13 protein-coding genes are annotated in these 13,368 nt (G+C 42.3%); 4 read left to right on the forward strand and 9 right to left on the reverse strand.

What is annotated here, in order from left to right:
• Window positions 1-271 precede the first annotated feature (271 nt).
• Entirely contained in the window at window positions 272-538 is a 267-nt protein-coding gene (locus tag ACIGG7_RS21475; RefSeq protein ID WP_224940441.1) for a DUF6123 family protein, read from the reverse strand.
• Between the two features lie 34 nt (window positions 539-572).
• A complete protein-coding gene (locus ACIGG7_RS21480; protein WP_224940440.1) occupies window positions 573-1,061 on the reverse strand; it encodes a divergent PAP2 family protein in 489 nt (162 codons plus the stop codon).
• 108 nt (window positions 1,062-1,169) lie between these two features.
• On the opposite strand from ACIGG7_RS21480, the gene ACIGG7_RS21485 reads away from it, so the two are divergent.
• Window positions 1,170-1,307 carry a small, acid-soluble spore protein L gene (locus ACIGG7_RS21485; protein ID WP_224940439.1) on the forward strand — a complete coding sequence of 46 codons (138 nt, stop codon included), beginning with the start codon at window positions 1,170-1,172 and terminating at the stop codon, window positions 1,305-1,307.
• A gap of 57 nt (window positions 1,308-1,364) precedes the next feature.
• On the opposite strand, the gene ACIGG7_RS21490 is transcribed toward ACIGG7_RS21485, so the two are convergent.
• The 6 genes from ACIGG7_RS21490 to ACIGG7_RS21515 all read right to left on the reverse strand — a co-directional run bounded on the left by ACIGG7_RS21490 (window position 1,365) and on the right by ACIGG7_RS21515 (window position 9,104).
• Window positions 1,365-2,264 carry a 5'-3' exonuclease gene (locus ACIGG7_RS21490; RefSeq protein ID WP_397550997.1) on the reverse strand — a complete coding sequence of 300 codons (900 nt, stop codon included), beginning with the start codon at window positions 2,262-2,264 and terminating at the stop codon, window positions 1,365-1,367.
• A 113-nt stretch (window positions 2,265-2,377) separates the two neighbouring features.
• Entirely contained in the window at window positions 2,378-3,202 is an 825-nt protein-coding gene (locus tag ACIGG7_RS21495) for a sulfurtransferase (protein ID WP_397551019.1), read from the reverse strand.
• Between the two features lie 205 nt (window positions 3,203-3,407).
• On the reverse strand, window positions 3,408-7,028 hold the full coding sequence (locus tag ACIGG7_RS21500) for a dynamin family protein (RefSeq protein WP_397550998.1): 3,621 nt from the start codon (window positions 7,026-7,028) through the stop codon (window positions 3,408-3,410).
• Between the two features lie 188 nt (window positions 7,029-7,216).
• The gene (locus tag ACIGG7_RS21505; protein ID WP_224940435.1) at window positions 7,217-7,387 is read right to left on the reverse strand and encodes a hypothetical protein; all 171 of its coding nucleotides are present in this window, start codon (window positions 7,385-7,387) and stop codon (window positions 7,217-7,219) included.
• Between the two features lie 80 nt (window positions 7,388-7,467).
• Complete coding sequence (locus ACIGG7_RS21510) at window positions 7,468-8,037, reverse strand: isoprenylcysteine carboxyl methyltransferase family protein (RefSeq protein WP_224940434.1); 570 nt, start codon at window positions 8,035-8,037, stop codon at window positions 7,468-7,470.
• Window positions 8,034-9,104: a type III polyketide synthase gene (locus ACIGG7_RS21515; protein ID WP_224940433.1), complete on the reverse strand. Its 1,071-nt coding sequence runs from the start codon at window positions 9,102-9,104 to the stop codon at window positions 8,034-8,036. The genes ACIGG7_RS21510 and ACIGG7_RS21515 overlap by 4 nt, the downstream gene beginning before the upstream one ends.
• Before the next feature lie 192 nt (window positions 9,105-9,296).
• On the opposite strand from ACIGG7_RS21515, the gene ACIGG7_RS21520 reads away from it, so the two are divergent.
• Window positions 9,297-9,746: a chemotaxis protein CheX gene (locus tag ACIGG7_RS21520; RefSeq protein WP_224940432.1), complete on the forward strand. Its 450-nt coding sequence runs from the start codon at window positions 9,297-9,299 to the stop codon at window positions 9,744-9,746.
• Window positions 9,747-9,803: 57 nt separating this feature from the next.
• Here the strand turns inward: ACIGG7_RS21520 and ACIGG7_RS21525 are convergent, their stop codons facing one another.
• A complete protein-coding gene (locus ACIGG7_RS21525; RefSeq protein WP_224940431.1) occupies window positions 9,804-10,574 on the reverse strand; it encodes an SDR family NAD(P)-dependent oxidoreductase in 771 nt (256 codons plus the stop codon).
• Between the two features lie 573 nt (window positions 10,575-11,147).
• On the opposite strand from ACIGG7_RS21525, the gene ACIGG7_RS21530 reads away from it, so the two are divergent.
• Complete coding sequence (locus tag ACIGG7_RS21530; RefSeq protein WP_224940429.1) at window positions 11,148-11,624, forward strand: cytochrome c oxidase subunit II; 477 nt, start codon at window positions 11,148-11,150, stop codon at window positions 11,622-11,624.
• The gene (locus ACIGG7_RS21535) at window positions 11,625-13,271 is read left to right on the forward strand and encodes a b(o/a)3-type cytochrome-c oxidase subunit 1 (RefSeq protein WP_397550999.1); all 1,647 of its coding nucleotides are present in this window, start codon (window positions 11,625-11,627) and stop codon (window positions 13,269-13,271) included.
• Window positions 13,272-13,368 lie beyond the last annotated feature (97 nt).

Here is a 13,368-nt window from a genome sequence, read left to right on the forward strand (position 1 = left end):
ACGAGCCGCCTTCGCTTTTCTTTTGTCCAGCTGCGGCGGCTAGGCCCTCGAGGTCATAAGCTAAATGGACCAAAAAGGCAAAGTACGCCTTTCCGATCCATTCATCTTATGCTTGTCGGGCCTGAACGAGCCGCCTTCGCTTTTCTTTTGTCCAGCTGCGGCGGCTAGGCCCTCGAGGTCATAAGCTAAATGGACCAAAAAGGCAAAGTACGCCTTTCCGGTCCATTCATCTTATGCTTGTCGGGCCTGAACGAGCCGCCTTCGCTTTTCTTTATGCCAATCCTTGGTTTTCCATCCATCTCAGGGCTTCTTTTCGTGATGCAATTTGCTGGGAATGAAGCCTTTCTAGTATGGACATGTAGAAGCTGCTGTCGAATTGCTTTTGTGCTTTTAATGTTATTTCGATGGCACTATTGACCAATTCGTCCGGGGCATCTGTGTATTTTTTTCCGAAATAGATAAAGCCGATTGCGTCTTCTTGGAACTTAAAGCCTTTATTTTCTAGATCTATGAGAAATTCTTCTGTTGTCTTTTTCACGTTTCTCCTCACCTTATCGCCACTTTGTCATCTTTTATCTTACAGAAAATTTTTTCTTTTGCCTATCCTTTTTAGAAAACAAGAACGCAATGAAGCCTAAAAGAGATCCGAGTAATGCACCGCCTACCACTTCTTGGGGCTGATGTCCGAGCATTTCCTTCAGTCTCTTTGGTTTTTTCTCTTCGAATTCCACTGTTTCCTTTTCATGTGCCTTACGGACGAGCTCATCCAGGCTATTGACCTTAAGGGTCAATTCGCCGGTTTGGCGACGAATCCCCTGGGCATCGTACATGACAATCAAACCAAAAATAAAGGAAAGAGCGAAATCGATCGTTCTTACCCCTCTTTTTAATGCAATAAATGTCGTTAACGATGCCACTCCGGCACTGTGGGAGCTCGGCATTCCACCAGTTTGGAAAAACAACTCCGGTTTCCATTCCTTCTTTTTCATAAAGTGCAATGGGATCTTTAATCCTTGTGCAAAAGCTATACTTATCAATGCCGTTATGATTCCTTTGTTCACCCTTACACCTCCCTTATCCATAGTTTGTCCAAAAATCTCTCTGTACATGGGATATTTGCATGGAACAATGACAAAATAATAAAGATCATATTCAAGGAGGGGTTAAGGATGACCAAAGGAAACAATAAAAACAAAGGGAAGAATGCAAAAAGCGTTAATCCCCAAGGCATTTCCCAGGATGCTGAATTCGCAATGGAGCCAAAAAGCACATTAGAAAATGCAGCTAAAAAAACAAATAAAAAGTAAGTCCTAATAAAAATGTGTCAGGGGGACATGACGATCCCTGACACACTCAATTCCTCGTTAACTGGAAGCCACCAATACATTCGACCCTACTAAAAACCTTCTAAGAACTTTCAGTTCTAAGTCGTCCACCAGGGAAAGTGTATCATGTGATACGTTATTCCATCTGGCTTCCTCAACGGAAACAGATAATGGTACTTCACAGTGAATTTCAGCAAGCTTCCTTGAAACATGCAGCATGTCCAAATCCTCTTCGATTTTCTTTCGTTGAGAAGGAGTGAGCTCGTGCAAATTGGCAAGGATACCGGATATATCGTCATATTGTTGGATCAGTTTCAATGCGGTTTTCTCCCCGATCCCTTTTACCCCTGGATATCCGTCACTAGTATCTCCCATCAGTGCTTTCACATCGATAAATTGTTGCGGGGTAATGCCTCTTTCTTCCACAAAAATGTCTTTCGTATACGTCTGGTAGTTCCCAAAACCTTTTTTCAACAACATAATATCAATGTTCTCGTCAAGAAGCTGAAGCAGGTCCTGGTCTCCGCTAAGTACGGATACTTTGCGTTCAGATTGATGAAGCTTTGCCAATGTCCCGATACAATCGTCTGCTTCATAGCCGACTACCCCCACATTTGAGAGATTGAATCCTGCTGCCACTTCTTTTGCAAGGTCGAACTGAGGAATCAATTCAACTGGTGGTGCATTACGATTTGATTTATAGTCGTTGAATACTTCGTTACGGAATGTCTGACTTCCCATATCCCAACATACAATGATATGTGTAGGTTTCACATGATCCGCTGCCATTAGCAAGTGCTTCATGAATCCCTGCACCCCATTTGTTGGAAGGCCATTAGAATTCATCATGAATTGGCCCGTTACGGCTGTTGCAAAGAAAGATCGAAAAAGTAATGCCATTCCATCTATTAATAATAAATGCTCATTTTTATTTTCCATTTCATCCACTCCTTATCACTTCAATTCGTCCATTTCACTTTTTAAAGTATAACATATAAGCATAAATAGCTAATTGGAAAAGTGATGAACCTTTTCCAATTAGCTATCCTCCATTACTCTTTCTCTACCTTGTGATTTTCATAGGAAACCCAATCACTGTAGCTCCCTACATAAAGTTTAACATTGGCAAATCCAGCTTCCTTGAGCCCAATAAAGTTTGGTGTGGCTGTCACACCGGATCCACAATACACGATGATCGGGTCTTCTTTCTTCAGCTCGGAGAAACGTTCATTCTGTTCATCCGGTCCAATGAAATAACCATTCTTTACACCATCTGTCCATGGAAGATTTATCGCACCTGGAATATGGCCTGGTATACGGTCGATTGGTTCTTCACGACCTGCGAATCGTTCCCTGCTCCGAGAATCGATCAATGGGGTATCCCTATTCCCATTTGCAATGCTCCTTACATCATCCAAAGATGCCACAATGTCTTCATTGAAGTTGGGATGATAGCTTGATGAAGGATATATGGGAACAGTAGATTCCGTCTTACCTGAAGCTTTTTTCCAAGCAGCAAATCCTCCATTCAGTAGGTAGACGTTCTCATGACCGATGTAATGGAATAACCACCAGCATCTACCAGCGAATGCGCCTTCTTCTCCATCATAGATCACGATGGTTGTTTGATTGTCGATCCCTGCATCTTCGACTTTTCGCAGAAAATTCTTCATGTTCGGGAGGGGGTGGCGACCACCATGTTTTTTTGCAAGCCCAGATAAATCCTTTTCAAGATCAAAAAAGACGGCACCCGGAATATGGCTTTGATTGTACTTCTCTCGACCTCTATCAGGATTTCCTAAAGAAAAACGACTATCAATGATTCTTACATTCTCATCATGCATATGATCCTTCAGCCAATTTACATTTACGAGCATACTCATGATATCATCCCCCTCTTCTTCATCAATTTCAGCACTTCCTCTTTCGGTTCCCAGCAAGAAAATTGGTAAGTGGTTTTGGTTTCATAGCCCAGTCGTGAACAGAAATAGGTGGTTTTCTGATCCGTCTTCATTCCTCGAATGTGAATGCATGTAGCACAGCAATGATAAGGATTCACAGAAATTGTCCTCCTCTTCTTCTTTATGCTTGTTCGAGCTGCTCTAAATCCTGCTTCAGTTGATTCAGGTCCTGAACAGTTTCAAGAGCCTCCAGATGGGATGCGATCTGATCTAACACTTGACTAATTACTTCTTCTTTAAGCGCCTCGAATCCTCCTTCTAAGAACGCTCCTCCCCACGTATCCAGTCGTTCCTGTTCCTGAGTCAGATAATGGTCGGCAGGTTCTTGAAGCAAGGACTCGAGTTTTACCTGTACAACCTTTTTCCCGCCCTTTTCAAAGAAATGCTTTGGATTCTTAAATGTTGAAAAGGCTTCTTCAAACGGTCTTAGTTCCACTTGGTCAAAGGCGCTCTCGAATTCGATGGTGCGATCAGTTTTATACTCCAGTGGAGACAAGACAAGATCCGGCTCTACCCGCTGGATCTTGTCTTCCAGGGCCAACCATTGATCATGGAGCTGCTTTTGAATGAACTGCTGGATTCGAAGGGATGTAGCCCGCATTTCTTGAGCAAGATCAAACCCGATACTCGATAGAAACTCTTTTAACCCTTCTTGAATCGCCTTTGATTGTGTTGGGAACTGCAGGAATAATCCTGAATGGAATGCTTCCTTATAGAAGTCCGATAACCGGAAGAATACTCTTTGTTTCACATAATAAACTAGCTCCTTAGATTCCTGCTGCATTTCCACTATAAGGGGCACTACAGCTTGGGCATCAATAAGGGTGAGAACCTCTGCCTTTCTCTCTACAAGCTCCTGCTTCCTTACTTGTTTATAGTTCTTATCACTTGAAGCGGAATGCAGATATTGTCTAAAACGCTGCAGTCCTCTTTCCCATTCACCTAGTGCGGAATCTAAGCTCATACTCACTAAATCATTCTGTATGAAGGTTTGAAATTCCTCCTTGAAAACATCGATGCCTGATTTATGTGAGTCGGAATCTTTAAGAGCTTGAAGGGACGATACTCCGAATATCCTCGGAAAACGGATCCCATATTGCATCAACTGATTTTCTACATAGTCGATGACTTCATTTTTTTCTTCTTCATGACTGGCAAGGTCGATGGCATTGACAACAAAAAACATTTTATCCAATTCAAAGGTGTCCTTCACCCTGCCCAGTTGGATAAGGAATTCCCTGTCAGCCTTTGCAAAAGCATGATTATAATACGTCACAAAAAGAATCGCATCGGCATTCTTGATATATTCGAACGCAACACCCGTGTGCCGAGCATTGATAGAATCTGCTCCTGGAGTATCGACGAGGGTGATTCCCTGTCTTGTAATCTCACAATCGAAGTAAAGATCAATAGACTCAACAAAGCAAGCCTTTTCCTCATCCGCTACATATCCTCTATATTGGTCAAGGTCGACCTTCCGAGAACTTCCAAGACTTTCCTTAAAGGAAGGATATCCCTTGAGAAAGGCTTGAAGGAAAGAGAGGTGAACATTTTCTTTGCCGCTTCCTTCACTGGTTAATGCAGGGATCAGCTCATTTGCTTCGTCCAGGGATGACACACTTCGATTAAAAAATGAAAGAGAATGATTGATGTCCGAAAACAACTGTTCATGGGTTTTGATTTGCACATTGGCCGTTTCATGTTCATGTTCTTCAGAAACCGGGTTGATTCGATTAATGGAAGCAGTGGTGGGATTCGGACTCACAGGAAGGACTTTCCTTCCTAACAGGGCATTGGCAAACGATGATTTCCCGGCACTAAAAGCACCAAATAATGCAATCGTAAAGGATTGATTCGAAAGCCGGTCCCTCTTTCCTTGCAATAGTTCGGCCATTCTCGCAAAGCCTTTATACTTTTTGAACACGTGGGACATCTTATCTAACCGATCGATGACCTCTTCCATAGAGGCAGAAGACGTTTCCTGTTCGTGCATGGCAGCTCTAGGATCCTCTTCCTGATCGTGTCTTGCTCCCTTTCTCTGTTCAAGAACCTCCTCAGAGGCCAGAATATAATCTTCCTCCCTCTCTTTCCATTTCACGATCCATTCTGAAATAACCGAATCAGCCCGCTTAGGTTCGATTTCCGCTTTCATTAATTTTCGGAGCTGTGCATTTTTCTCATCTTGAAGCAGGTTCCATTGATAAATCATGCCGGTCTTCTTCTGAAGCTCATCCAACTCCTCTTCCATGGCTGAATGCTCCTCTTCAGATGAGTTCTCCATTTCAGAAATCAGAGCTTCCTTCAACTCATTCGTTTCATTTCTGGCTTTCCTTTTCAACGCCTCCGAAAGATCATCACAATATTGAAGAACATAGTCACTCGTAATACCTGCGCCTTGTTTAATCAAATCCTCCAGGAAGCGATCATCGACTTCAAGTTTCAGTCGATCCCATTCCAGCCCCTGACTAGATGAAGGAAGATATTCTTTCACCATATTCTTTCCTAGGGTCTTTAAATGCCATTCCAATTGAGCTTCAATCCGGGTGTTCATATCCTCTTTAAACGTGCGAAGTCTCATCGCTTTTTCCTCTTCTGTCTTTTGTTTCGAGAATAGGAATCCGACTTTAAAGTCCGGTTGTCTGCTTTCCAGGTAGGCTTTGGCTAACTCCCTTGTTTCGAAAGGCATCAAGTAGGCATTTTTGAGAATTTCCCTTCTCTCCTCTTCGAATTGATCTTTAACGGCTTTGATATTTCTTTTCGCTACTGTTTCCATCAACTTTTTTTCTTTCGCAAGAAGGATGTCTTTATTCTCCCATTCTTCTTCAGTAAGACTTTCCAGGGCTCTATCCTTGATTTTTTCCAGATTTTCCTCATACCATTTCTCATGTTCAGATTTCAATTGGGAAATGGCAGAGATCGCCGAGTCTTCAATCAGTTCACTTTTCTTTTTGACGTGATCTTCGATCAGAACCTGTAGTTTCCTAAGGTCGTTGTGTGGATGGTCAGGGTTCTTCAAACTTGTAAAAAAGGTTCCATCCGGTACTACTCCCCATGATGCGAATGAGTTCTTGACGCTTTCCTGAAACTCGGTGAATGCTAATTCTTCATCCTGATGCTTATCGATTTGATTGACGATTAGATACAATTTGACGCCATGTCGAACCATTTCCTTGGTGAACTCGAAATTCACTTGAGATTGGACATGGTTATAATCCATTACATAAAAAACGGCATCTGCCAAGTGGATGGCTGATTCCGTAGAAAGTCTGTGGGCATCATCTGTACTATCGACACCTGGTGTATCCAATACAGATACGCCTTCAGGCACTTCACTTCTCTTTCGCCCTATCTCTACAGAATAAACATCTTCACCATTTTTACAAAATTCCTTTATGGCCTTAAAGTCGTAAGGTGCCTTAAAGTATAAGGTTTCGGATTTGTGATAATGAATTTTCGCAAAATCTGTTTGTGCATGATGAACCTTGACCAAATTCGCACTGGTTGGAATCGGACTTGATGGAAGAATATCTTCTCCCATCAGGCTGTTGATCATGGTGGACTTACCAGCGGAAAAATGCCCGCAAAAAGCGAGGATCAACTCATGCTTGTTCAGCTTTTCTGCCAACCTTTCCACTTTGGCGGCCCTTTCTTCATCACCATTTTGCATGAAGATATCATAGTAGGCTGCAAGATCTTTAAACGTATTATGTAATTCCGTGCTTTTATGTTCAATCTGACTCATAGTCTAATTCCTTTCTGCGCTGACAAAAATGATAACGTTTTTATTTTAACGTATTTCATATAAATTCTCTATGATATCCTGTCATGATGAAGGAAATGGGTGATGATATCAGCAGTATATGCAAAAGATCTAAATGTGGAAAAAAGACAAAAAAAAACCTCTCCCGTTAAGAAGAAGGCTAGATCTATTTATCTTGTTGTTTCTGTTGCGATCAAGTTTGAGCGAACAAACGATTTAGGGTTCGTCTGGTAGGATGACTTGTTCTCCCGTTGTGCTGGATTCTTCATGACGTTAGATAAAATATACTTCATTGTGAAGCCATACGCTACTACCGTAAACAATATCAAAAACCATACCATTTGAATCCCGCCCTTTTGAGAATAATTTTCATCTTCAATTAGAATCTTATCAAAATTGATAATCATTTTCAATAAGAAAATCATTTTTCTTTTTTAAACAGAGGAATCCAGCCCTTTGTTTTGAAATGCACCTGTCCGTAATCTGTCTCTGCCTTCAGTGCGTGTTCCTCGAGCGGGATACGGATAGAAAGAATGAATTGATTTAATAATGCAAAGATGAACAGTGTCCAAAACGCATTGAAAAGTAATGGAATAATCAGTAATTCCAATGTGACGATAAGATAGTTTGGGTGCTTCAGATGTTTATAAGGCCCTTTTGCCACGACATCCGCTTTTGGAAGGACGATGATTTTGGTATTCCAATACTTTCCCAGAGAAGCAATCGCCCATATCCTCACCAGTTGAGTAAGGATGAACCCAGCAAGCAATAACGGCCAAAAGGGATTGACTCCTGAATGAAAGACACCACCTTCAATTAAAAGAGAAATAAAAAATGCGATGTGAATAGCTACCATCATTCTATAGTGTGATTGTCCGTATTCCTTGGCACCCTGCTTCTTCATCCATTTCTCATTCGATTTCGCTATGAACAGCTCTACAAGTCTTTGAATCACCAATACAGAGAAGAACAAAACAAAATAGAGCATCATTCCCACCTCATTAATAGAAGCTCGGAACTAAATCCCGGCCCCAATGCCGTGCCAAGGCCAATATCTCCACACTTACAATCTTTGTCCATGAATTCTTTGAGAACATAAAGAATTGTTACAGAGGACATATTTCCAAATTCCTTTAACACCTTCATGGATTCGGAGGTCATGCTTTCATCCATTCCCAAAGCATCCATATACCCCTCAATCACTTTCTTTCCACCAGGATGGGCTATAAAATGCTTTATATCCTTTAGATCCAGACCATTGGCCTGAATGAAGCCTTCAACATTTGGCCGAAGCCACTGTTTCACCAGTGTAGGAATATCTTTGGAAAATACGACGTACAACCCATCATCCTTTACTTCCCATCCCATGACATCAAGTGAATCCTGGAGCAGCGTGGACTGAGTGGCGAATATCGATGGTAGTGGCTTGGATGTTCCATTCAGAGCCGGGCTGTCGTCCCCGCAAACAAGAGCACATGCCACACCATCTGCGAAAAGAGACGTCCCGATCAAATTACTTTTTGAACGATCTCCGTGTTGAAAGGTCAATGAGCACAGTTCGATGGAAAGAACTAGAACATTTGCTGCAGGAAACGCTAAACAGTACTCGTATGCACGGGATAACCCACTCGCTCCTCCTGCACATCCCAATCCCCATATCGGAATTCGTTTCACATGCGGAGAAAAAGAAAGACGATTCATTATCCTCGCTTCAAGACTCGGGGTTGAAAGCCCCGATGTAGAGATTGTATAGATGGCATCTATATCATCCAGTGTAAGATTTTGATTTGAAAGACTCTTCTTGACCACTTTACTCCCCAACTCAACGGCATGGTGTATAAATTCATCGTTTTTTTCCTGCAAGGAGTGATCCCTAGAGAACCACTCCAGATCTTTCACAAAATAACGACTTTCGATTTCGCCATTTTGAAACACCTGAATCAAACGTCCAATGTCCCTAAAACTTGAAGAAAATAATTGTGTTGCGAATTCTGCTGCATCGTTTTGCGTGATTTTCACAGGCGGAATTTCAGTTTCGACTGAGAGTATTTTCGGCATTCATGTTCACTCCTTACACTTCCATGTAAGGATAGCTTTACCAAAAGCATTTAAAACATGTATATTGTGTCATGCTTTATTTATTCACATGCAGGAAAATAGTTCTTTAGTATGAAACAATTGTTAAAATACCATCCTTTATTCCTGGGTGATATGGTATGATTATAGTGACAAAATACTGGAGGAAACGACATGATTTTAACGAAAAGTGTCACAGATATACTCAATAGTTCGGTTGAAGCGATTAAGGGGGTCATTCCTTTAAACATTGACGTTTTAAAGCCGTCATTGCTGACCGAGCCGTTCAGCCAACATAAAATCGGTGTACTCATCGGCTTCACTGGTGATGTCAGAGGAAGAATGATCATCGATGGAGAAGAGGAGAGCTTTCAAGGTTTGGGAGCATCTATGTTTGGAATGCCGCTGGAAGGTGAAATGCTTGAATCTTTTGCGGGGGAACTCGGAAATATGATTGCAGGAAATCTTGCTACACTCCTTGCACATGCCGGACACTCACTGGACATCACCCCCCCTACCGTTATTGTCGGTCAATCCAAGATGTATGGGTTTGACAAAGCATTAAAACTACCCCTTACCATTGAAAATGTGGGGGATTTCCTAGTCGTTTTGATGATGGAATAGAGATTGTTCAAACAAAAGGCTAACCTGGACGTAGGTTAGCCTTTTGTCATGTAAGATTCAAAACCCATGAATTGTCATGCCACCATCTACGAATAGAGTTTGGCCGGTAACATAATTTGAAGCGTCCGATGCGAGGAACACTGCAGGCCCAACCAATTCTTTCAGTTCACCGATCCTTTTTAATGGCGTGACGTTCAGGATATCGTTTACATACTCTTCATTTTGAAGAAGTTCTTTGGTTAAGGGTGTTTTGAAATACCAGGGGCCGATGCTATTGACATTAATATTGTATTGCCCCCATTCCATTGCTAATACTTTCGTCATTTGGATCATCGCTGCTTTTGTGGAAGCATAAACCACACCGGTCCTGAGAGCGACATGACCTGCGACCGAAGCAATATTGATGATTTTCCCCTGCTTCCTTCCTTGCATATGTTTTCCCACTTCCTGGCTCATCATGAAAGCGGATTTTAAATTCGTGTCCATGATTTTTTCCCATTCGTCATCGGTTACCTCCAAGGCACTCGAACGAATATTCATCCCTGCGTTATTGATTAGAATATCAATGGTCAAATCATGGTTTTCTATGTAGGCTATCACTTTTTTAATATCCTCACGTGATGTTACATCTGTCGGGAGGATATGGGCTTTCCTTCCTAGTTTCTCGATTTCAACAGCCGTTTCTTCTAAATCAACTCTTGTCCTGGATAATAAGATCACGTCAGATCCTGCTTCGGCTAACCCGATACTCAATGCCTGTCCAATTCCGCGGCCCGCTCCAGTGACAACAGCCAATTTATCTTTTAATGAAAATGAAGGAACAAACATCCCCCCACCGCCTTTCTTTTTATTTGAATCTTCTTTATATTAGCACATGCCGCCTTCCAAAGTCTCACCGATGATCTTTTTTCCCTTGCTGGTGGTGTACCTGAATGTGTATTTTTGCTTCTACCGGCAGATGACATTGAGGACAAATCATTTTTTCTGAAAAGATCTGGCAACACTGTCTACAATAATATTTTTCCATCTGATTCTCTCCCTCCATGGTCATTCCTACACTTTATGCATCGCCTCCCTTCAAATGAACACGCACAATGGCCCAATTTCCAATCTCTTCACATTTTCTTCACAAATCTCCCCACCAAGTGTGACATTTATCACAGATTAGACGAGATGTACTCCCTTATGATAAAGGTATCAAATCAGTCTTCGCTTCATGAAAGGAATGAGTGGAATGGGAAAACCGGAATTACGTCAAAAAACTGAAGTGAAATTAAAGGATTCCAATTCATTAAAAGGTACATTTACTTCCGTTTTAGTTCTGGGAGGCTTTTTAGTCCTTACATGGCTTGGGGTATTCTTTCTATTTCTGAATCGTTTTTAATTTAAGGAGTGATTTATATGCACATGCATCGCTATGAGAAATGGTGGTTAACGTTGGGTACAGGGTCTCTTATTATTTTTTTAATCATTTTAGGAATTTCTGCTTTTCATCAGGGGCATCAGCCTCCAAGTGCGAAGGCTTATGTCAATCCGGAGCAGGTGGACCAAATCGCTCCATTCAATAAACCCGGATTAAAAAAAGTGGAAGGAAAGGCATGGGATTATGAGTTGGTGTTCGTTGCTTCTGCTTTTCTTTATACTCCTGGTGAAGTCGAAATCCCCAAGGGTTCTACACTTAAAATCATCGCCACCACCAAGGACGTCGTTCACGGATTTGAAGTGGCAGGAACCAATATCAACATGATGCTTGAACCAGGATTCGTGAGTGAATACACGACAACTCTTGATCAAGCGGGCGAGTTCCTCATTGTCTGCAATGAATATTGTGGTGTCGGACATCACACGATGAAATCTATGATAAAGGTGGTGGACTAAATGAAAACATTTGTGAGAATCGATAAAAGAGATGCCACTCTGGCAATGGCTCATATTTATGTTGGATTTGCTGCTCTCGCACTTGGTGGATTGGCAGGTCTGTTACAAGTTTTGGTCCGATCAGGCAGATTCACGTTGCCTGCAGGTATTGGGTATTATCAAGTGTTGACGGTTCACGGAGTGTTACTCGGATTAGTACTCACAACTTTCTTTATCCTTGGATTCCAGCATGCCGCCATTTCCCGGACGTCAGGGACCTATTCCGGTAAATCCCGTTTGATGGGGTGGTTAGGTTTCTGGGTCATGCTTATCGGTACAATCATGGCTGCCGTTATGATTCTATTAAATGAAGCAACCGTCCTTTATACATTTTATGCTCCATTGCAAGCACATTGGATCTTCTACTTAGGATTAACCTTTGTAGTGGTTGGAAGCTGGCTTGGCGGAGCAGGGATGATCATGAAATACGTGAGCTGGAGGAAAGAACATCCTGGGCAACCGAGTCCTTTGTTAACCTTCATGGCCATCATCAATACTGTCTTATGGATTGTTGCCACCATTGGGGTTGCAGGAACTGTTCTATTCCAACTTCTGCCTTGGTCACTTGGTTTGGTAGATAGGGTCGATGTGCTTGTCAGTCGAACATTATTCTGGTATTTCGGTCACCCTCTTGTGTATTTTTGGTTGCTGCCTGCTTATATGGCATGGTACGTCATCATTCCAAAAGTCATCGGCGGAAAAATCTTTTCAGATTCATTGGCACGACTATCCTTTATTCTGTTCCTTCTCTTCTCGATTCCAGTCGGATTCCATCATCAATTAGTAGAACCGGGAATTGATGCATACTGGAAGTTCTTGCAGGTAATTTTGACGTTTATGGTAGTCATTCCCTCCCTAATGACAGCATTCTCATTGTTTGCAACATTTGAAATGTATGGACGATCCAAGGGAGCGACTGGTTTGTTCGGATGGTTCAAGAAACTCCCATGGGGAGATGCCCGTTTTACGGTTCCTTTCATTGGAATGGTTGCATTCATTCCTGCTGGAGCCGGCGGCTTGATCAATGCTTCCAATCAAATGAATCAGGTTGTTCATAACACGATTTGGGTAACCGGACACTTTCACTTAACTCTGGCAACATCTGTCGTCTTAACGTTCTTTGGCATTGCTTATTGGCTGGTTCCTCACTTAACTGGGCGTGTTTTAACGAAAGCGATGAACAAACTGGCCATCGTCCAAGCGATTGTATGGGCTGTCGGAATGAGCATCATGTCTGGTGCCATGCACGCGGTTGGATTACTCGGTGCACCTAGGAGGTCTTCTTATTCCACTTACGGAGATGCACCTCAGGCACTTGACTGGATTCCTTATCAAATCGCACAGGCCGTCGGGGGAACCATTCTCTTCATAGGCATCATTTTAGTCCTTTATATCTTTATCAACCTGGCCTTTTTCTCACCTAAAGGGGAAGAAGAATTCCCTGTCGGAGAGCAAGCAGAAACAGCTGAGAGAACACCTATGGCCTTGGAAAACTGGAAAATATGGCTAACCATCCTGGCAGCACTCATTCTTGTAGCCTACTCTGTTCCATTCATTGACATGATCCAAAACGCTCCACCTGCATCAAAGGGATATCGTATGTGGTAACAAGAAAAGCGTAGGCGGCTCATTCAGAGGCGACAAGCATAAGACGAACCAACCGGAAAGGCGCTCTTTGCCTTTTTGGTTGGTTTGACTTATGACC

Origin of the sequence: Rossellomorea sp. NPDC077527, from assembly GCF_044542955.1 — a bacterium.
GTDB lineage: Bacteria > Bacillota > Bacilli > Bacillales > Bacillaceae_B > Rossellomorea > Rossellomorea aquimaris_E.